The following is a 20,039-nucleotide window of genomic DNA, read 5'->3' on the forward strand; positions in this document are numbered from 1 at the left end:
GGTACAGGATAACTATTGGACGAGAATTGCCTCTGCCAGTTCAAGGTCGCTGACATGAAGTTTCGGCCGGGTTTTGCGCAAGTAATGCAGCGCAGATTCCAGACGAGCGCCTCGCCATTCACCGTCACTGGCAACAAACGCGGCCGCGTCATCGTGAGCGGCGAGCAGCAGTTTACGGTCGAAAGGCGCGGAAGACACCATGCTGGTGGCGTAACCACTGACGACAGTGCCTTGGGTCGACGCATTGAAAGCATCAAAGGCATCGACGGACGTCGCCCAGCAGGCGGTAAACAATAAGGAAGGGATCAGCAGATTTGGAAGAAAGCGCATTGGACTCGGTAACTGTTGGCGAGCCCAAAGGCTAGCGCAATGCCCGGGCCAGAGCCAGCGCCGAAACATCGGGACACGACCGGCGTGTCCCGAACGGTGCCAGTCGCTTAGATCGTCAGGATGGCTTGAGCCAACTGCGCGTCGGTAGCTTGCAGCTGTGGCGCCTGATGACGGATGTGATCCAGCGCGCTTTCCAGTTTCACCCCACGGATTTCGCCCTCGCTGGCCACGAAGCTGGCAGCGTCGTCACGGGCGGCAAGAACGATTTTGTCGTCACGGAAGGACGAGGTGACGTCGGAAGTTGCGTCGGACGAAGACTTCAGTGCACCGACAACGGCGTCGGTGGTGACGATAAAGCTGGTGGCGCTGGCGTTGGCAGCCACGGCCAGCAGGGCGGCAGCGCTGAGCAGACGAAGACGGGACATGGTGTAACTCCTTTGGATAAACCGTAGAGAGAGGTGGCTCGGTATCTGATGAGTCAGACGCCAGTGACACAACATTCGCCACGTTCTGTATGGATATTAGGCGCAGAACCCGTTACCTAACCAGCACTCAGACGAAAAACCTGTAGGAGCTGCCGAAGGCTGCGATCTTGGGTTTTTTGAAGATCAAAAGATCGCAGCCTTCGGCAGCTCTTACAATTGTAATGGTCTGATTTCGAATTATGTGAACTGTACTGGTATGGCTTTTTAAGAACCCAAAACGACAAAACCCGTCGTGGTTTCCCACGACGGGTTTCGTTTTTTCAATTCGGGTTGCTGGCGGTGGGTCTAACGACCAGAGCCAGCGACGCTACTTAGCGCCAGAACGGCTTGCTCAGCTCTTCGTAGCGTTGTGCTTCGCTGATACCGGCGTCAGCCAGCAGACGCGAATCCAGACGAGCCAATTGATGGCGGCTGGAGATGCGGCGCTGCCACAACATCAGGTTGGCGATAACGCGCAGAGGCAGGGAAGCCTGGGTGTTTACAGCTTTGTCTTCGAAGAACAGTTCGGAACTGAGTGTACGTTCCATGGTTGACATCCTTCCGCTTGTGGCGGGATCAGGTAGTGGTTTGACTGGTGCCCATGATCCTCTCGTTTGCCAAGTCTCTCTAGATACAGTTCAACTGTATTGTGAGTGACCAGTTAACTGTTTATAGGGGGTGTACGGGTCAAAATTGAGCAAACTGTACCTGTCCGCACTTAAGTGGTGCATTTTTGCTCAATTCACTCGGAAAGGTAGGCAAGGTCTGTAGGAAATGACCAGTACAGCAGTACAGTTTTTGTCAGGGAGGGAGGCTTGAGAAACTCTGCCGACGCAAACTGTGTTTGCGTCGGCGGTTTATCTGTGTGGATCAGACCGCGAGCATGCGCCCGGTTTCTTCCAGATTCATGTGCCAGCTCAACGCTTCCCGCAGGATGTGCGGGGTGTGGCCACCGATTGCGCAAGCCGCCGTGAAGTAATCATTCAGCGCCTGACGGAAGTCCGGGTGTACACAGTTATCGATGATCACCCGCGCCCGCTCCCGTGGCGCCAGGCCTCGCAAGTCGGCAAGACCCACTTCGGTCACCAGAATGTCAACGTCGTGCTCGGTGTGGTCAACGTGGCTGACCATCGGCACCACGCTGGAAATCGCGCCACCCTTGGCGATCGACTTGGTCACGAACACCGCCAGGTGCGCGTTGCGCGCGAAGTCGCCGGAACCGCCGATGCCGTTCATCATCCGCGTGCCGCAGACGTGGGTGGAGTTGACGTTGCCATAGATGTCGAACTCCAGCGCCGTGTTGATGCCGATGATGCCCAAGCGGCGCACCACCTCCGGGTGGTTGGAGATCTCCTGCGGCCGCAGTACCAGTTTGTCCTTGTACTTCTCCAGATTGCCGAACACGTCGCTGTTGCGCCGCTCCGACAGGGTGATCGAACTGCCCGAAGCAAAGCTCAGCTTGCCGGCATCAATCAGGTCGAAGGTCGAGTCCTGCAGCACTTCGGAGTACATGGTCAGGTCTTCGAACGGTGAATCGATCAAGCCACACATCACCGCGTTGGCGATGTTGCCAATCCCGGCCTGCAACGGGCCGAGCTTGTTGGTCATGCGCCCGGCGTCGACTTCCTGCTTGAAGAAGGTGATCAGGTGATCGGCGATGGCGTTGGTGTCGACGTCTGGCGACGACACGGTGGACGGCGAATCGGCCTGCTGAGTGATAACGATGGCGACAATCTTCTCCGGCGGGATCGGAATCGCGGTGCTGCCGATGCGGTCGTCGACTTTTACCAGCGGGATCGGCGTGCGCGTCGGGCGGTAGGTCGGGATATAGATGTCGTGCAGGCCTTCGAGGTTGGCGTTGTGCGCCAGGTTGATCTCGACAATCACCTGTTTGGCGAAAATTGCGAAGCTCGCCGAGTTGCCCACCGAGGTGGTCGGCACGATGTGACCCTGTTCGGTGATGGCGACGGCTTCGATGACCGCGATGTCCGGCAGCTTCAGTTGCTGGTTGCGCAGTTGCTCGACGGTTTCCGACAGATGCTGGTCGATGAACATGACCTCGCCGGCGTTGATTGCCTTGCGCAGGGTGCTGTCGACCTGGAACGGCATGCGCCGCGAGAGTACGCCGGCTTCGGTCAGTTGCTTGTCGAGGTCGTTGCCGAGGCTGGCGCCGGTCATCAGGCTGATCTTCAGCGGCGTGATCTTGGCGCGCTCGGCCAGTGCGTGAGGAACAGCCTTGGCTTCGCCGGCGCGGGTGAAACCGCTCATGCCGACGGTCATGCCGTCTTCAATCAGAGCAGCTGCGTCGGCGGCGCTCATCACTTTATCCAACAACGAAGGCAGGCGAATACGGTCACGGTACATGGATTATTATCTCGGGCAACGAGTAGCAGGATGCGCAGTCTAGTGAATTTGACGGGCGCCTGTCCCGCTACCAAGGTCGCAAACGAGGCGTCTATTTAGCGGGTTTGAAGTAAAACACCGTTACCGGATCTGCAACAACGCGGCAAATTGTCCGACGTTTGCGCAAATAAAAACGCCCCGACGAGTCGGGGCGTTCGGTGCAGCAGCGATGGATTACTCGACCGCTTTGACCATGTCTTCGATGACCTTCTTCGCGTCGCCGAAAACCATCATGGTTTTGTCCAGATAGAACAGTTCGTTGTCCAGACCGGCATAGCCGCTGGCCATCGAGCGCTTGTTGACGATGATGGTCTTGGCCTTGAACGCTTCGAGAATCGGCATGCCGGCAATCGGCGATTTCGGATCGTTCTTCGCCGCCGGGTTGACCACGTCGTTCGCGCCGAGCACCAGCACCACGTCGGCCTGGCCGAACTCGGAGTTGATGTCTTCCATCTCGAACACCTGATCGTAAGGCACTTCGGCCTCGGCGAGCAGAACGTTCATGTGCCCTGGCATACGGCCGGCAACCGGGTGGATCGCGTACTTCACGGTCACGCCACGGTGGGTCAGCTTCTCGGTCAGTTCTTTCAGTGCATGTTGCGCACGTGCTACCGCCAGACCGTAGCCCGGCACGATGATCACGGTGTCGGCGTTGGTCAGCAGGAAGGTCGCGTCGTCAGCCGAACCGGATTTCACCGGACGTGCTTCTTTCGCACCGGCCGGGCCAGCATCAGCCGTATTGCCGAAACCGCCAAGCAGCACATTAAAGAAGGAACGGTTCATCGCCTTGCACATGATGTACGAGAGGATCGCACCGCTCGAACCCACCAGTGAACCGGCAATGATCAGCATCGAGTTGTTCAGCGAGAAACCGATACCCGCCGCCGCCCAGCCCGAGTAGCTGTTGAGCATCGACACCACGACCGGCATGTCGGCGCCGCCGATCGGGATGATGATCAGCACACCCATCACGAACGCCAATGCCAGCATCAGCGCGAACGCGGTGAGGTTGCCGGTGAACATGAAGGTCAGACCGAGCGCCAGCGTTGCCAGACCCAGCACTGCGTTGAGCTTGTGCTGCCCGGCGAACTGTACCGGTGCGCCCTGGAACAGACGGAACTTGTACTTGCCCGACAGCTTGCCGAACGCAATCACCGAACCGGAGAAGGTGATTGCACCGATCGCCGCACCAAGGAACAGCTCCAGACGGTTACCCGCAGGAATCGAGTCGCCCAGCTGTTTGACAATGCCCAGCGACTGCGGCTCAACAACAGCGGCAATTGCGATGAACACTGCTGCCAGACCGATCATGCTGTGCATGAAGGCGACCAGTTCCGGCATCTTGGTCATTTCAACGCGTTTGGCCATGATCGAACCGGCGGTGCCGCCGACCAGCAGGCCAACGATCACGTAACCGATACCGGCCGTGGCCAGCTCAGCACCCAACTTATAGATGAGGCCGACGGTGGTCAGGATCGCCAAGGCCATGCCGAGCATGCCGAACAGGTTGCCGCGCCGTGAGGTGGTCGGGTGCGACAGGCCTTTGAGGGCCTGGATAAAGCAGATCGACGCGATCAGGTAGAGCGTCGTGACGAGATTCATGCTCATTACTTCGGCGCCTCTTCTTTTACTTTCGGGGCTTTCTTCTTGAACATCTCAAGCATGCGGCGGGTGACCAGGAAGCCACCGAACACGTTGACCGCCGCCAGTGCCACGGCGAGGGTGCCCATGGTTTTGCCCAGCGGCGTGACAGTCAGTGCAGCAGCGAGCATGGCGCCGACGATCACGATCGCCGAAATGGCGTTGGTTACCGCCATCAACGGCGTGTGCAGCGCAGGTGTGACGTTCCAGACCACGTGGTAACCGACATAAATCGCCAGCACGAAGATGATCAGGTTGTAGATACCGGGGGAGATAAGCTCTTCCATCGTCTGAATCCCTGCTTAGGCGTTTTTGCGGATGACTTGGCCGTCGCGGCACATCAGGCACGCGGCGACGATGTCGTCTTCGAGGTTGACGTCGAACTGGCCTTCTTTCGTGAAAACCAGCTTGAGGAAGTCCAGCAGGTTGCGTGCGTACAGTGCCGAAGCGTCTGCAGCGACTTCACCGGCCAGGTTGGTCGGGCCGCAAATGGTCACGCCATTTTCGACCACGACCTGATCAGCCACGGTCAGCGGGCAGTTGCCACCCTGAGCAGCGGCGAGGTCGATGACCACCGAGCCCGGTTTCATCTGCGCCACAGTCTCCGCGCTCAGCAGGGTCGGTGCCTTGCGGCCCGGAATCAGCGCGGTGGTGATGACGATGTCAGCCTGCTTGGCGCGCTCGTGCACAGCCTGGGCCTGACGCTGCATCCAGCTCGCTGGCATTGGCCGCGCGTAACCACCGACACCGACGGCGCATTCGCGCTCTTCATCGGTCTCGTAAGGCACGTCGACGAACTTCGCACCGAGGGATTCGATCTGCTCTTTTACCGCCGGACGCACGTCAGACGCTTCGATCACCGCACCCAGGCGTTTCGCCGTGGCAATCGCCTGCAACCCGGCCACGCCCGCGCCAAGAATCAGCACGCGCGCCGCTTTCACGGTGCCCGCAGCGGTCATCAACATCGGCATGAAGCGTGGGTAGTGGTGAGCGGCCAGCAACACAGCCTTATAGCCGGCAATGTTCGCCTGCGACGACAACACATCGAGACTCTGCGCGCGCGATGTGCGCGGCGCCGCTTCGAGGGCGAACGCGGTAATGCCGCACTCGGCCATCTTCGCAATGGTTTCGTTGTTGAACGGGTTGAGCATGCCGACCAGCACCGTACCGCGCTTGATCAGCGTCAGTTCGGCATCGCTCGGGGCGACCACCTTGAGAATCAGCTCGGCGCCAAACGCATCATTGGCACTGCCAATGGTTGCGCCTGCCGCTTCATAGGCACTGTCGACCACACTGGCTTTTACGCCGGCGCCGGTTTGCACAGTGACCTTATGACCTTGGCTGATCAGCTTTTTAATGGTTTCCGGGGTTGCAGCAACCCGTGTTTCACCGGTCTGGGTTTCGAGAGGAACACCAATGTGCACGTCAAATCTCCTGCGTGATCTTATTGAGTAAACCCATGCACTACGGATGGTGCGACTGGGGCGGCCGATCAGCACGATCCCGCCAAATCAGGGCGGGGCGCGGCATTTTGCAGGCGAACTTTATGCCCTTCAAGGGATTATGACGGGTGACGGAAAATTAACTACAAGTCATGCCGTGACCGAATGTCGCAGATGGCTAGCTGAATCCCTTGCAGGCCGTGCCTTGTAAGGATTCTGGCCGAATATGAAAAAATTTCTCATCGGTGGCGTGAATAGGCAGCAATGCGTCGCCGATGAAGGCTCAAAGCCACGTCGTCAGGCGCTTGTGGGACGTCTGTACGACTTTCGGATACAGTCTGTTCAATTGCGACAAATACTTATATCTGTAGGGCTTTGAATTTCCTGACTACGGGGTTATCTATCGCTGTAAGCCTTTACCCTTCTAGGCTGTAGCTCTGCGCTTGGGTTACCAGCCAGTCACGAAATGCCTTTAATGACGCTGATTCGACTTTTCGTTCGGGAATCATCAGGTAATAGGCCTTGATGCTTGAGAGTGCCTGGGGGTTGGCAATCACCAGGCGCTTCTCGGCTAACTCACGCTGAATCAGGAACGGTGGAATCAGCGCAATGCCCATGTCGTGCATGGCGGCCTGGGCAAGCATGGAGAATAGCTCGTAGCGCGGGCCTGTCATGTCGCGGGGGATATTCAGGTGTTGTGAGTTGAACCACTGACGCCAGGCATAGGGGCGGGTGGTCTGCTGCAACAACGGTAGCTCGGCGATTGCCTCGGCTGTCAGGTGCGTCTTGTTACCGAGTAGGGCGGGGCTGCACACCGGCATCGGATTTTCGCCCATCAGCCTGTGGGATTCGGTACCCGACCAGTCGGCATCGCCAAAGTAGATCGCCGCATCGAATTCGGTATCGGCAAACAGAAAGGGCCGGGTGCGGTTGGTCAGGTTGACCGTGACCTCCGGGTGCTTGAGTTGGAAATCCTTGAGACGTGGCAGTAGCCACTGTGTGCCGAAGGTCGGTACCACCGCGAGTTCGATCACATTGGTGCCTTGCTGACCCATCACTGAGAGGGTGTCGCGCTCAACCGCGTCGAGTTGCGTCGCAACTCGACGGCTGTATGAAAGCCCCGCCTCGGTCAACTTCACCCCGCGTCGCGAGCGTCGGAACAGTTCCACGCCAAGGAACTCCTCAAGGCTGGCGATCTGTCGGCAAATGGCCCCTTGAGTGAGGGAAAGTTCTTCGGCAGCGCGGGTAAAACTCTCGTGGCGTGCGGCGGCCTCGAAGCTGATCAGGGCGGTGGTGCTGGGGATCTTCCTGCGCATTTACGTCAACCTCACTAATGCGCCGCATAAAAGGCATTTCACGACGTTTCGGAGTGAGAAATTAGCACAACAGAATGCGAAATCCTCGTTTGCCGCGACAGCGAACCGCGCCTAGGATCAATGCCACGTTAATTCAGCCGATTTGCGAGGACACAATCATGGGCGCTAAAGCTAGCTTCAACTGGATCGATCCCCTGCTGCTGGATCAACAGCTCACCGAAGAAGAGCGCATGATCCGCGACACCGCCGAGCAGTTCGCTCAGCAGAGCCTCGCACCGCGTGTCCTCGAAGCTTTCCGTCATGAGAAAACTGACCCGGCGATCTTCCGCGAAATGGGCGAAGTCGGCCTGCTGGGTGCGACCATCCCCGAGCAGTACGGTGGCAGCGGCCTCAACTATGTCAGCTATGGGCTGATTGCTCGCGAAGTGGAGCGTGTCGATTCTGGCTACCGCTCGATGATGAGTGTGCAGTCGTCGCTGGTAATGGTGCCGATCAACGAATTCGGTACCGAAGCGCAGAAACAGAAATACCTGCCGAAACTGGCTTCCGGTGAATGGATCGGCTGCTTCGGCCTGACCGAGCCAAACCATGGTTCCGACCCGGGCGCGATGATCACCCGTGCCCGCAAAGTCGAAGGCGGCTACAGCCTGACCGGCGCGAAGATGTGGATCACCAACAGCCCGATCGCTGATGTGTTTGTGGTCTGGGCTAAAGACGATGCTGGCGACATCCGTGGTTTCGTACTGGAGAAGGGCTGGAAAGGTCTGAGCGCTCCGGCGATTCACGGCAAGGTCGGTCTGCGTGCGTCAATCACCGGTGAGATCGTCATGGACAACGTGTTCGTGCCGGAAGAAAACATTTTCCCCGACGTGCGCGGCCTGAAAGGCCCGTTCACCTGTCTCAATTCTGCGCGTTATGGCATCTCCTGGGGCGCGCTGGGCGCTGCCGAGTTCTGCTGGCACACCGCTCGCCAGTACACGCTGGATCGTCAGCAGTTCGGTCGCCCATTGGCCGCTACTCAGCTGATCCAGAAGAAGCTGGCTGACATGCAGACCGAGATCACCCTGGCCCTGCAAGGCTGCCTGCGTCTGGGGCGCATGAAGGACGAAGGGACCGCTGCGGTCGAGATCACTTCGATCATGAAGCGCAACTCCTGCGGCAAGTCGCTGGACATCGCCCGCATGGCTCGTGACATGCTCGGTGGTAATGGCATCTCCGACGAGTTCGGCGTGGCCCGTCATCTGGTCAACCTGGAAGTGGTGAATACCTATGAAGGCACTCACGACGTTCACGCTCTGATCCTGGGGCGTGCACAAACCGGCTTGCAGGCGTTCTATTAATAGGAGAGCGACCATGGGCGCGCTGTCGCATCTGCGGGTACTGGATTTATCGCGCGTGTTGGCCGGGCCGTGGGCCGGGCAGATACTCGCCGACCTTGGCGCCGAGGTGATCAAGGTCGAGCGCCCTGGTAATGGTGACGACACTCGCGCCTGGGGACCGCCCTTCCTTAAGGACGCTTATGGCGAGAACACGTCAGAGGCGGCTTATTACCTGTCAGCCAACCGCAACAAGCAATCGGTGACCATCGACTTTACGCGTCCCGAGGGGCAGAAGCTGGTGCGCGATCTGGCGGCCAAGTCGGACATCCTTATCGAGAACTTCAAGGTCGGTGGGCTAGCGGCTTATGGGCTCGACTATGAATCGTTGAAGGCGATCAATCCGAATCTGATCTATTGCTCTATTACCGGATTCGGCCAAACCGGGCCGTATGCCAAGCGTGCCGGCTATGACTTCATGATTCAGGGGCTGGGCGGGCTGATGAGCCTGACCGGTCGTCCCGAGGGTGATGAAGGTGCCGGGCCGGTGAAGGTCGGTGTGGCGCTGACGGATATCCTGACGGGGCTTTATTCGACGGTCGCGATTCTGGCGGCGTTGGCTCATCGCGATCACGACGGGGGTGGTCAGCACATTGATATGGCGTTGCTGGATGTTCAGGTGGCTTGTCTGGCCAACCAGGCGATGAATTATTTGACCACGGGTAATGCGCCCAAGCGTCTGGGCAATGCGCATCCGAACATTGTGCCTTATCAGGACTTTCCTACGGCCGACGGTGATTTCATTCTTACCGTGGGCAATGACGGGCAGTTCCGCAAGTTTGCTGAGGTGGCAGGGCAACCGCAGTGGGCTGACGATCCGCGTTTTGCTACTAATAAGCTGCGTGTGGCTAATCGGGCGGTGTTGATTCCGCTGATTCGCCAGGCGACGGTATTCAAGACTACCGCCGAATGGGTGGCTCAACTGGAGCAGGCGGGCGTGCCGTGTGGGCCGATCAATGATCTGTCGCAGGTGTTTGAAGATCCACAGGTTAAGGCGCGTGGCCTGGCGATAGAGCTGCCGCACGCGTTGGCTGGAATGGTGCCGCAGGTGGCTAGCCCTATCCGCATGTCGCAGACGCCGGTGGAGTATCGCCGTGCGCCTCCTTTGTTAGGCGAGCATACGCTGGAGGTTTTGCAGGGTGTGTTGGGTTTGGGCGCAGGTGCGGTGGCGGAGCTGAAGTCGGCTGGGGTGCTCTGACGATCCCTTCTATATAGAAGGGATCGTGTTTTCTACCTATATATGGCTGTCTTTGGTCGCTTTTTAACCAATCTGCAAGTGTTTGAAAGAAAAGCGAAATTAACGGTTGACGGCAGATTTCAGATGTCTATAATTCGCCCCACTTCCGGCGCAGTCGAAACGGAAAACTCTTTGAGATTCAATGAGTTATGTAGGTTTCGGCAGTGAGTTGCTTCAGTCCATCGAAGTCGAAAGGAAGTTGAAAAAGAGGTGTTGACAGCAGCGTGTAACGCTGTAGAATTCGCCTCCCGCTGACGAGAGATCGGAAGCGCAAGTGGTTGAAGTTGTTGAAGAAATCTTCGAAAGCTTCTGAAAATAATCACTTGACAGCAAATGAGGCTGCTGTAGAATGCGCGCCTCGGTTGAGACGAAAGATCTTAACCAACCGCTCTTTAACAACTGAATCAAGCAATTCGTGTGGGTGCTTGTGGAGTCAGACTGATAGTCAACAAGATTATCAGCATCACAAGTTACTCCGCGAGAAATCAAAGATGTAACCAACGATTGCTGAGCCAAGTTTAGGGTTTCTTAAAAACCCAAAGATGTTTGAACTGAAGAGTTTGATCATGGCTCAGATTGAACGCTGGCGGCAGGCCTAACACATGCAAGTCGAGCGGATGAGAGGAGCTTGCTCCTGGATTCAGCGGCGGACGGGTGAGTAATGCCTAGGAATCTGCCTGGTAGTGGGGGACAACGTTTCGAAAGGAACGCTAATACCGCATACGTCCTACGGGAGAAAGCAGGGGACCTTCGGGCCTTGCGCTATCAGATGAGCCTAGGTCGGATTAGCTAGTTGGTGAGGTAATGGCTCACCAAGGCGACGATCCGTAACTGGTCTGAGAGGATGATCAGTCACACTGGAACTGAGACACGGTCCAGACTCCTACGGGAGGCAGCAGTGGGGAATATTGGACAATGGGCGAAAGCCTGATCCAGCCATGCCGCGTGTGTGAAGAAGGTCTTCGGATTGTAAAGCACTTTAAGTTGGGAGGAAGGGCAGTAAATTAATACTTTGCTGTTTTGACGTTACCGACAGAATAAGCACCGGCTAACTCTGTGCCAGCAGCCGCGGTAATACAGAGGGTGCAAGCGTTAATCGGAATTACTGGGCGTAAAGCGCGCGTAGGTGGTTCGTTAAGTTGGATGTGAAATCCCCGGGCTCAACCTGGGAACTGCATTCAAAACTGTCGAGCTAGAGTATGGTAGAGGGTGGTGGAATTTCCTGTGTAGCGGTGAAATGCGTAGATATAGGAAGGAACACCAGTGGCGAAGGCGACCACCTGGACTGATACTGACACTGAGGTGCGAAAGCGTGGGGAGCAAACAGGATTAGATACCCTGGTAGTCCACGCCGTAAACGATGTCAACTAGCCGTTGGGAGCCTTGAGCTCTTAGTGGCGCAGCTAACGCATTAAGTTGACCGCCTGGGGAGTACGGCCGCAAGGTTAAAACTCAAATGAATTGACGGGGGCCCGCACAAGCGGTGGAGCATGTGGTTTAATTCGAAGCAACGCGAAGAACCTTACCAGGCCTTGACATCCAATGAACTTTCCAGAGATGGATTGGTGCCTTCGGGAACATTGAGACAGGTGCTGCATGGCTGTCGTCAGCTCGTGTCGTGAGATGTTGGGTTAAGTCCCGTAACGAGCGCAACCCTTGTCCTTAGTTACCAGCACGTCATGGTGGGCACTCTAAGGAGACTGCCGGTGACAAACCGGAGGAAGGTGGGGATGACGTCAAGTCATCATGGCCCTTACGGCCTGGGCTACACACGTGCTACAATGGTCGGTACAAAGGGTTGCCAAGCCGCGAGGTGGAGCTAATCCCATAAAACCGATCGTAGTCCGGATCGCAGTCTGCAACTCGACTGCGTGAAGTCGGAATCGCTAGTAATCGTGAATCAGAATGTCACGGTGAATACGTTCCCGGGCCTTGTACACACCGCCCGTCACACCATGGGAGTGGGTTGCACCAGAAGTAGCTAGTCTAACCTTCGGGAGGACGGTTACCACGGTGTGATTCATGACTGGGGTGAAGTCGTAACAAGGTAGCCGTAGGGGAACCTGCGGCTGGATCACCTCCTTAATCGACGACATCAGCTGCTCCATAAGTTCCCACACGAATTGCTTGATTCATTGAAGAAGACGATAGAAGCAGCTTTAAGCTCCAAGCTGATAGCTCCAAGCTAACAGTTACGCGCTCGAAATTGGGTCTGTAGCTCAGTTGGTTAGAGCGCACCCCTGATAAGGGTGAGGTCGGCAGTTCGAATCTGCCCAGACCCACCAATTTTGTTATGGGGCCATAGCTCAGCTGGGAGAGCGCCTGCCTTGCACGCAGGAGGTCAGCGGTTCGATCCCGCTTGGCTCCACCATATAACTGCTTCTGAAAGCTTAGAAATGAGTATTCCTTGAGAATATTGATTTCTAGTCTTTTGATTAGATCGTTCTTTAAAAATTTGGGTATGTGATAGAAAGATAGACTGAACGTTACTTTCACTGGTAACGGATCAGGCTAAGGTAAAATTTGTGAGTTCTCTTAGTTGAGAAATTCGAATTTTCGGCGAATGTCGTCTTCACAGTATAACCAGATTGCTTGGGGTTATATGGTCAAGTGAAGAAGCGCATACGGTGGATGCCTTGGCAGTCAGAGGCGATGAAAGACGTGGTAGCCTGCGAAAAGCTTCGGGGAGTCGGCAAACAGACTTTGATCCGGAGATGTCTGAATGGGGGAACCCAGCCATCATAAGATGGTTATCTTGTACTGAATACATAGGTGCAAGAGGCGAACCAGGGGAACTGAAACATCTAAGTACCCTGAGGAAAAGAAATCAACCGAGATTCCCTTAGTAGTGGCGAGCGAACGGGGACTAGCCCTTAAGTGGCTTTGAGATTAGCGGAACGCTCTGGAAAGTGCGGCCATAGTGGGTGATAGCCCTGTACGCGAAAATCTCTTAGTCATGAAATCGAGTAGGACGGAGCACGAGAAACTTTGTCTGAATATGGGGGGACCATCCTCCAAGGCTAAATACTACTGACTGACCGATAGTGAACTAGTACCGTGAGGGAAAGGCGAAAAGAACCCCGGAGAGGGGAGTGAAATAGATCCTGAAACCGTATGCGTACAAGCAGTGGGAGCCCACTTTGTTGGGTGACTGCGTACCTTTTGTATAATGGGTCAGCGACTTATTTTCAGTGGCGAGCTTAACCGAATAGGGGAGGCGTAGCGAAAGCGAGTCTTAATAGGGCGTCTAGTCGCTGGGAATAGACCCGAAACCGGGCGATCTATCCATGGGCAGGTTGAAGGTTGGGTAACACTAACTGGAGGACCGAACCGACTACCGTTGAAAAGTTAGCGGATGACCTGTGGATCGGAGTGAAAGGCTAATCAAGCTCGGAGATAGCTGGTTCTCCTCGAAAGCTATTTAGGTAGCGCCTCATGTATCACTGTAGGGGGTAGAGCACTGTTTCGGCTAGGGGGTCATCCCGACTTACCAAACCGATGCAAACTCCGAATACCTACAAGTGCCGAGCATGGGAGACACACGGCGGGTGCTAACGTCCGTCGTGAAAAGGGAAACAACCCAGACCGTCAGCTAAGGTCCCAAAGTTATGGTTAAGTGGGAAACGATGTGGGAAGGCTTAGACAGCTAGGAGGTTGGCTTAGAAGCAGCCACCCTTTAAAGAAAGCGTAATAGCTCACTAGTCGAGTCGGCCTGCGCGGAAGATGTAACGGGGCTCAAACCATACACCGAAGCTACGGGTATCACCTTCGGGTGATGCGGTAGAGGAGCGTTCTGTAAGCCTGTGAAGGTGAGTTGAGAAGCTTGCTGGAGGTATCAGAAGTGCGAATGCTGACATGAGTAACGACAATGGGTGTGAAAAACACCCACGCCGAAAGACCAAGGTTTCCTGCGCAACGTTAATCGACGCAGGGTTAGTCGGTCCCTAAGGCGAGGCTGAAAAGCGTAGTCGATGGAAAACAGGTTAATATTCCTGTACTTCTGGTTATTGCGATGGAGGGACGGAGAAGGCTAGGCCAGCTTGGCGTTGGTTGTCCAAGTTTAAGGTGGTAGGCTGAGATCTTAGGTAAATCCGGGATCTTAAGGCCGAGAGCTGATGACGAGTGTTCTTTTAGAACACGAAGTGGTTGATGCCATGCTTCCAAGAAAAGCTTCTAAGCTTCAGGTAACCAGGAACCGTACCCCAAACCGACACAGGTGGTTGGGTAGAGAATACCAAGGCGCTTGAGAGAACTCGGGTGAAGGAACTAGGCAAAATGGCACCGTAACTTCGGGAGAAGGTGCGCCGGTGAGGGTGAAGGACTTGCTCCGTAAGCTCATGCCGGTCGAAGATACCAGGCCGCTGCGACTGTTTATTAAAAACACAGCACTCTGCAAACACGAAAGTGGACGTATAGGGTGTGACGCCTGCCCGGTGCCGGAAGGTTAATTGATGGGGTTAGCTAACGCGAAGCTCTTGATCGAAGCCCCGGTAAACGGCGGCCGTAACTATAACGGTCCTAAGGTAGCGAAATTCCTTGTCGGGTAAGTTCCGACCTGCACGAATGGCGTAACGATGGCGGCGCTGTCTCCACCCGAGACTCAGTGAAATTGAAATCGCTGTGAAGATGCAGTGTATCCGCGGCTAGACGGAAAGACCCCGTGAACCTTTACTATAGCTTTGCACTGGACTTTGAATTTGCTTGTGTAGGATAGGTGGGAGGCTTTGAAGCGTGGACGCCAGTTCGCGTGGAGCCATCCTTGAAATACCACCCTGGCAACTTTGAGGTTCTAACTCAGGTCCGTTATCCGGATCGAGGACAGTGTATGGTGGGTAGTTTGACTGGGGCGGTCTCCTCCTAAAGAGTAACGGAGGAGTACGAAGGTGCGCTCAGACCGGTCGGAAATCGGTCGTAGAGTATAAAGGCAAAAGCGCGCTTGACTGCGAGACAGACACGTCGAGCAGGTACGAAAGTAGGTCTTAGTGATCCGGTGGTTCTGTATGGAAGGGCCATCGCTCAACGGATAAAAGGTACTCCGGGGATAACAGGCTGATACCGCCCAAGAGTTCATATCGACGGCGGTGTTTGGCACCTCGATGTCGGCTCATCACATCCTGGGGCTGAAGCCGGTCCCAAGGGTATGGCTGTTCGCCATTTAAAGTGGTACGCGAGCTGGGTTTAGAACGTCGTGAGACAGTTCGGTCCCTATCTGCCGTGGACGTTTGAGATTTGAGAGGGGCTGCTCCTAGTACGAGAGGACCGGAGTGGACGAACCTCTGGTGTTCCGGTTGTCACGCCAGTGGCATTGCCGGGTAGCTATGTTCGGGAAAGATAACCGCTGAAAGCATCTAAGCGGGAAACTTGCCTCAAGATGAGATCTCACTGGAACCTTGAGTTCCCTGAAGGGCCGTCGAAGACTACGACGTTGATAGGTTGGGTGTGTAAGCGCTGTGAGGCGTTGAGCTAACCAATACTAATTGCCCGTGAGGCTTGACCATATAACACCCAAGCAATTTGCGTCGAAGAGACCAGATTGCGGTGTGTGAAGACGAAACGAACCGAAAGTTCGAAAGACTCACAAAACACCAGCTGTCACATACCCAATTTGCTGAAGCGAGGCCATCAGGCCACGACTCAGTACCCGAATTTCTTGACGACCATAGAGCGTTGGAACCACCTGATCCCATCCCGAACTCAGCAGTGAAACGATGCATCGCCGATGGTAGTGTGGGGTTTCCCCATGTGAGAGTAGGTCATCGTCAAGATTAAATTCCGAAACCCCAATTGCGAAAGCAGTTGGGGTTTTGTTTTAGTAGAAGTAACCGTTTTTGCTGGCTTGTTACCGTGTTGACGGGCCAGATACAGAATTTCTTGACGACCATAGAGCGTTGGAACCACCTGATCCCATCCCGAACTCAGAAGTGAAACGATGCATCGCCGATGGTAGTGTGGGGTTTCCCCATGTGAGAGTAGGTCATCGTCAAGATTGAATTCCGAAACCCCTGTCTGCTAACGCAGACAGGGGTTTTGTCATTTCAGGACCTGCACAACCAATGATCAAACAGCTTTACGTGCCTTGCTGATACGTCGAGCCTGCCATTTGCGCCACCAGATGTAGACGCCAGTCCCCGACAAACCCGCCATCAAAATACCTAACACCGCGATCATTACCTGCCCTGTAACTCCAATGATCCGTCCTCCATGTATCGGTAACTGCAACCGATAAAATTGCTCTCCCAACGTTCCCTGCCCAGCAATCTCCTGCCCTAACAATCGCCCGTCCGTACCATGAAAGAACAACCAGGATTTGCCATGGGCTTCGGTGTCGTGCTGTCCAAAACCAGCGCCGTAGAAGTTGTACTCAAAGCTGTAATACAACTCCCCGATCGCCGCTGTCAGTCCTAACCTTTTCCCCTCCTGCAACGCCCTCTCATACGCCTGTTGATAACTCAATTGCGTCACCCCCAACTGTGAAGGGGTCATTCGCCCTCGAGCCTCGTAGACGCTCGGTTCAATCGGTGAAAACAACGAAACCGCAGGCTTGAATACCTGGCTCGGCAAGTTCATGGCGACGCTGCTGACAGCGATCGGCAGGAGCAACAACCACAGCCACAACCCCCCAGCACGATGTAGATCGAAGTTGAGCCGATAGGCATGCCCACCCTTCACCTTCCAGGCGGTCGACCACTTTTTCCAGAATGGCTTTCCTCGCGGCAATGTCAGCCACAGCGCAACGAAGCAATCGATCACCCAGGCAATGGCAACCAGACCCATCAACAACAATCCCCAATTACCCGGCAACGTCAGGTTGTAGTGGAACTCAAGAATGAACGGGACAAAATTCTCCCGTTGAAAACAGCACTCCCCCCAATACCTCTGGCCCTTTTGCTCAGCACTCACCGGATCCAGATAGAACACCTGATTACGCTCAGTGAATGGCTGGCCGGTCCCCGGATCGTTACGCGGGACCATCGCAAGCAACGCGGTGTGGCCCGCCTCATTCGGGTACTCCATGTACCAGACCTGCAACTTTGGATGGGCACTCTGCACGGCATCAACCAAATCACCGGGCGGCAGTCGCTCACCCACTGCAGACGCCGCATAAAACTGCGGATTCAACCATTCATCCAGCTCATGATTGAACGCCAGAATGCTTCCCGTGACCCCGGCAAGCAGCAAAAAAACTGCGGTGGCCAAGCCGATATAGCGATGCAACAACACCAGAAACGCACGCATGAGAATTTCCCCACAGAAACGACAAAGCCAGCCCCTGAAAAATCAGAGGCTGGCTTTTTTATGCACAGGACGAAAGGTTTAGAACTGGTAGCTCACCGTCGCCGCCACGTTGCGCTCTTCGCCCATGTAGCAGAAGTTCAGGCTTGCGCAGGAAGCGACGTAGGACTCATTGGTCAGGTTGTTCGCGTTCAGACGAACATCAACGCCCTTCAAGCCGACCTTGCCCAAGTCATAGCCAATCGAGGCATCGAACAGCGTGTAGGAAGGCACCTTGAGGGTATTTTCCGCATCGGCCCAGCTGTAGCCGACATAACGCACGCCGCCGCCGAGTCGCAGGCCATCGAGTGCCGCGTTGTCGAACTTGTAGTCCGCCCACAACGACGCCATATGACGCGGGGCCTGTGTCGGCGAGTTGCCCTTGTTCTCGATTACGTCTGTCGGCGTACTCAAGGTGCTGACCATCGACTTCGAGTATTCGATATCGGTGAAGGTGTAGCTGCCGAGGACTTTGAGGTTATCGGTCAACTGCATGTGCGCTTCCAGTTCCAGACCCTGAGAGCGGACGGCACCGACCGCACGATAGAAGTTTTCCTGCGGCAGTTTGGTCGCCAGATTCTCCTGATCGATGCGGAACAGCGACGCGGTGAACAAATTGTCAGTGCCTGGCGGCTGATACTTCATACCGACTTCCCACTGTGTTCCGTCGGTAGGTGCCAAAGGATTGCCGGCGCTGTCAGCATAGGAGTTCGGGTTAAACGACTCGGAGTAGCTGATGTATGGCGCCAGTCCGTTATCGAACAGGTACAGCGCACCCGCACGGCCAGTTAGCTTGGTGCGGCGATCATTGATCTCTGTGTCAACCGGACGCCCGGCTTCAGCGATACGATTTTCGTCCGAAGTCTCGACCCAGTCCTGACGCAGGCCCAGCGAGAAGCGCCACTTGTCCATCTCGATCAGGTCTTGCAGGTAAACCCCGGTCTGCTCCAGACGCCGCAGGTAACTGGTTTCGCCATACATATCGACCGTCGAGTTGCCGTACACCGGGTTGAATGCATTGATCGGTGCAAGACCGCCGCTGGTCCAGTCGACCACGGTTTTGCGCCGCTGATAGTCGGCGCCCATGAGCACCGTGTGTTTGGTCGCGCCGGTGAAAAATTCAGCCTGGAGCATGTTGTCGACGATAAACGCATGCAGACGCTCATCCCCGCCGGTGTAATAGCGGTTCAGCTCGTTGCTGCTCGGCGAGGTCCAGCCATAGGCGTAGACCTGATCCATGTTTACTTTGGAATCGAGGTAACGGAAATTCTGGCGAGCGGTGAAGACGTCGTTGAAGCGATGTTCGAATTGATAACCGAATGATTGCTGATCACGGGAATAGCCATCGATGCCCGGCTCGCCTTCGAAGAAGTGTGGCGAGATGCGGTTGCCATTGCGCTGATGAATGGTGCCGTCGGCCGGTACACCGCCGTGGTAGCCGCCATCCGGATCGTGTTGCAGATACGCCTGCAACGTCAGCGAAGTGTCTTCACTGAAATCGATACTTAACGTCGGTGCGAGGGCGAAGCGTTTTTCTTTGTTGTGGTCGAATTGCGTGTCGGACTGATCCGTTAACCCGGTCAGACGATAGGCAATACGCTTGTCGTCATCGACCGGGCCGCTGAAGTCAAAACCGACCCCGCGCTGCCCCTGCGTGCCGAACGTGGCTTGCACCTGATGGTAAGCCTCGTAGAGCGGTTTTTTGCTGGTCAGCGCCACCAGGCCGCCAGGCGAACTGCGACCGTACAGCACCGACGAGGGTCCCTTGAGAATGTCGACGCGCTCAAGAAAATACGGATCGACTTGCATGGTGCTGTAAGTACCGCTGTCACCCATCGACTTGAGGCCGTCGAGGTAGATGTTGTCGACCGAGCCGTCGTTGAAACCGCGCATCGCCACATAGTCATAGCGATGGGTCGCGCCGTACGGATTGGTCAGCACACCCGGCGTGTAACGCATTGCCTGCGAGACAGTCTGCGAGCCTTGGTCATCCATTTGTTCGCGAGTGACCACCGATACGCTTTGCGAGGTTTCCAGCAACGCCGTACTGGTCTTGGTGGCGATCTGGCTGTGCGTGGCGTTGTAGCCATCCATGCTGCCCAAGGCGTTGCCGAGGGCGAAACCTTTGATATCGGTGGTTGGCAGGGCCAGCGCTTCGGTTTCAGCGAGCGGACGCAGGACGTAGCTGCTGCCATCCTGGCTGACCGCTTCCAGACCGGAGCCACCGAGCAAATGGCTTAACGCCTGATCGGTCGAATATTCACCCTGTACGCCTGGCGATTGCCGGCCCTGAGTTTGCTGCGGGGTCGTCGACAACGTGATGCCAGCCTGACGTGCAAATTGATTCAGCGCCTCACCCAACGGGCCCGCTGCAATGTTGTAGCGATGGCTGAGTTCACTGGCCGCTGGATTATCCGCCATGCTCAAACCGGGCATCACACCAACGCCCAGCACCGTGGAAAAAAGCGCTGCCCGAACGGCGTGGCGCAACAGGCCCGATTCTGCAGTTAAATTCAGAGTGTTCTTACAGGTGGCGCGGACAGTCATTGTAGGTTTCC

At 55.9% G+C, this 20,039-nt stretch carries 12 protein-coding genes, 2 tRNA genes and 4 rRNA genes; 8 read left to right on the forward strand and 10 right to left on the reverse strand.

The window, feature by feature from the left end:
• Nucleotides 1-12: 12 nt before the first annotated feature.
• From ACZZ0A_RS26285 to ACZZ0A_RS26320, 8 genes are all read right to left on the reverse strand, one after another.
• Nucleotides 13-330, reverse strand: coding sequence for a DUF2388 domain-containing protein (locus tag ACZZ0A_RS26285; RefSeq protein ID WP_007911660.1), 318 nt, complete (start codon nt 328-330; stop codon nt 13-15).
• Between the two features lie 107 nt (nt 331-437).
• Entirely contained in the window at nt 438-755 is a 318-nt protein-coding gene (locus tag ACZZ0A_RS26290) for a DUF2388 domain-containing protein (RefSeq protein WP_007911658.1), read from the reverse strand.
• A 371-nt stretch (nt 756-1,126) separates the two neighbouring features.
• The gene (locus tag ACZZ0A_RS26295; protein ID WP_007911656.1) at nt 1,127-1,342 is read right to left on the reverse strand and encodes a DUF1127 domain-containing protein; all 216 of its coding nucleotides are present in this window, start codon (nt 1,340-1,342) and stop codon (nt 1,127-1,129) included.
• Between the two features lie 322 nt (nt 1,343-1,664).
• Nucleotides 1,665-3,158 carry an acetyl-CoA hydrolase/transferase family protein gene (locus ACZZ0A_RS26300; RefSeq protein ID WP_123375990.1) on the reverse strand — a complete coding sequence of 498 codons (1,494 nt, stop codon included), beginning with the start codon at nt 3,156-3,158 and terminating at the stop codon, nt 1,665-1,667.
• A gap of 213 nt (nt 3,159-3,371) precedes the next feature.
• Nucleotides 3,372-4,805: an NAD(P)(+) transhydrogenase (Re/Si-specific) subunit beta gene (locus ACZZ0A_RS26305; RefSeq protein ID WP_007911651.1), complete on the reverse strand. Its 1,434-nt coding sequence runs from the start codon at nt 4,803-4,805 to the stop codon at nt 3,372-3,374.
• Nucleotides 4,805-5,125 (reverse strand): NAD(P) transhydrogenase subunit alpha part 2, encoded by a 321-nt coding sequence (locus ACZZ0A_RS26310; protein WP_003187417.1) that lies wholly within the window; start codon nt 5,123-5,125, stop codon nt 4,805-4,807. The genes ACZZ0A_RS26305 and ACZZ0A_RS26310 overlap by 1 nt, the downstream gene beginning before the upstream one ends.
• 15 nt (nt 5,126-5,140) lie before the next feature.
• Nucleotides 5,141-6,262, reverse strand: coding sequence for a Re/Si-specific NAD(P)(+) transhydrogenase subunit alpha (locus ACZZ0A_RS26315; RefSeq protein WP_007911649.1), 1,122 nt, complete (start codon nt 6,260-6,262; stop codon nt 5,141-5,143).
• A 434-nt stretch (nt 6,263-6,696) separates the two neighbouring features.
• Nucleotides 6,697-7,596, reverse strand: coding sequence for a LysR family transcriptional regulator (locus ACZZ0A_RS26320; RefSeq protein WP_007949773.1), 900 nt, complete (start codon nt 7,594-7,596; stop codon nt 6,697-6,699).
• 158 nt (nt 7,597-7,754) lie between these two features.
• Here ACZZ0A_RS26320 and ACZZ0A_RS26325 point away from each other — a divergent pair, with 158 nt between their 5' ends.
• From ACZZ0A_RS26325 to rrf (ACZZ0A_RS26360), 8 genes are all read left to right on the forward strand, one after another.
• Nucleotides 7,755-8,936, forward strand: a complete 1,182-nt coding sequence (locus tag ACZZ0A_RS26325; RefSeq protein WP_007911645.1) for an acyl-CoA dehydrogenase — start codon at nt 7,755-7,757, stop codon at nt 8,934-8,936.
• Nucleotides 8,937-8,949: 13 nt separating this feature from the next.
• Nucleotides 8,950-10,170 carry a CaiB/BaiF CoA transferase family protein gene (locus ACZZ0A_RS26330; protein ID WP_007911642.1) on the forward strand — a complete coding sequence of 407 codons (1,221 nt, stop codon included), beginning with the start codon at nt 8,950-8,952 and terminating at the stop codon, nt 10,168-10,170.
• A gap of 587 nt (nt 10,171-10,757) precedes the next feature.
• Nucleotides 10,758-12,294, forward strand: a 16S ribosomal RNA gene (locus ACZZ0A_RS26335).
• A gap of 123 nt (nt 12,295-12,417) precedes the next feature.
• A tRNA-Ile gene (locus tag ACZZ0A_RS26340) sits at nt 12,418-12,494 on the forward strand.
• A 10-nt stretch (nt 12,495-12,504) separates the two neighbouring features.
• Nucleotides 12,505-12,580, forward strand: a tRNA-Ala gene (locus ACZZ0A_RS26345).
• A 233-nt stretch (nt 12,581-12,813) separates the two neighbouring features.
• Nucleotides 12,814-15,707: ribosomal RNA gene (locus tag ACZZ0A_RS26350) — 23S ribosomal RNA — on the forward strand.
• Nucleotides 15,708-15,858: 151 nt separating this feature from the next.
• A 5S ribosomal RNA gene (gene rrf, locus ACZZ0A_RS26355) occupies nt 15,859-15,974 on the forward strand.
• A gap of 105 nt (nt 15,975-16,079) precedes the next feature.
• Nucleotides 16,080-16,195, forward strand: a 5S ribosomal RNA gene (rrf, locus tag ACZZ0A_RS26360).
• The 16S, 23S and 5S rRNA genes sit together here with 2 tRNA genes alongside, the layout of an rRNA operon.
• Nucleotides 16,196-16,266: 71 nt before the next feature.
• Here rrf (ACZZ0A_RS26360) and ACZZ0A_RS26365 read toward each other — a convergent pair.
• Both ACZZ0A_RS26365 and ACZZ0A_RS26370 read right to left on the reverse strand, forming a co-directional pair.
• Nucleotides 16,267-17,445, reverse strand: coding sequence for a PepSY-associated TM helix domain-containing protein (locus tag ACZZ0A_RS26365; protein WP_463543926.1), 1,179 nt, complete (start codon nt 17,443-17,445; stop codon nt 16,267-16,269).
• Nucleotides 17,446-17,523: 78 nt separating this feature from the next.
• Entirely contained in the window at nt 17,524-20,028 is a 2,505-nt protein-coding gene (locus tag ACZZ0A_RS26370; RefSeq protein WP_095113872.1) for a TonB-dependent siderophore receptor, read from the reverse strand.
• Between the last annotated feature and the right edge of the window lie 11 nt (nt 20,029-20,039).

It is taken from the genome of Pseudomonas sp. AC242 (assembly GCF_979258655.1).

Excerpts from the sequence above, each read along its gene's own strand:
- ACZZ0A_RS26285 (WP_007911660.1), bottom strand. The coding sequence starts at position 330 with ATGCGCTTTCTTCCAAATCTGCTGATCCCTTCCTTATTGTTTACCGCC.
- ACZZ0A_RS26290 (WP_007911658.1), bottom strand. The coding sequence starts at position 755 with ATGTCCCGTCTTCGTCTGCTCAGCGCTGCCGCCCTGCTGGCCGTGGCT.
- ACZZ0A_RS26295 (WP_007911656.1), bottom strand. The coding sequence starts at position 1,342 with ATGGAACGTACACTCAGTTCCGAACTGTTCTTCGAAGACAAAGCTGTA.
- ACZZ0A_RS26300 (WP_123375990.1), bottom strand. The coding sequence starts at position 3,158 with ATGTACCGTGACCGTATTCGCCTGCCTTCGTTGTTGGATAAAGTGATG.
- ACZZ0A_RS26305 (WP_007911651.1), bottom strand. The coding sequence starts at position 4,805 with ATGAGCATGAATCTCGTCACGACGCTCTACCTGATCGCGTCGATCTGC.
- ACZZ0A_RS26310 (WP_003187417.1), bottom strand. The coding sequence starts at position 5,125 with ATGGAAGAGCTTATCTCCCCCGGTATCTACAACCTGATCATCTTCGTG.
- ACZZ0A_RS26320 (WP_007949773.1), bottom strand. The coding sequence starts at position 7,596 with ATGCGCAGGAAGATCCCCAGCACCACCGCCCTGATCAGCTTCGAGGCC.
- ACZZ0A_RS26325 (WP_007911645.1), top strand. The coding sequence starts at position 7,755 with ATGGGCGCTAAAGCTAGCTTCAACTGGATCGATCCCCTGCTGCTGGAT.
- ACZZ0A_RS26330 (WP_007911642.1), top strand. The coding sequence starts at position 8,950 with ATGGGCGCGCTGTCGCATCTGCGGGTACTGGATTTATCGCGCGTGTTG.
- ACZZ0A_RS26365 (WP_463543926.1), bottom strand. The coding sequence starts at position 17,445 with ATGCGTGCGTTTCTGGTGTTGTTGCATCGCTATATCGGCTTGGCCACC.
- ACZZ0A_RS26370 (WP_095113872.1), bottom strand. The coding sequence starts at position 20,028 with ATGACTGTCCGCGCCACCTGTAAGAACACTCTGAATTTAACTGCAGAA.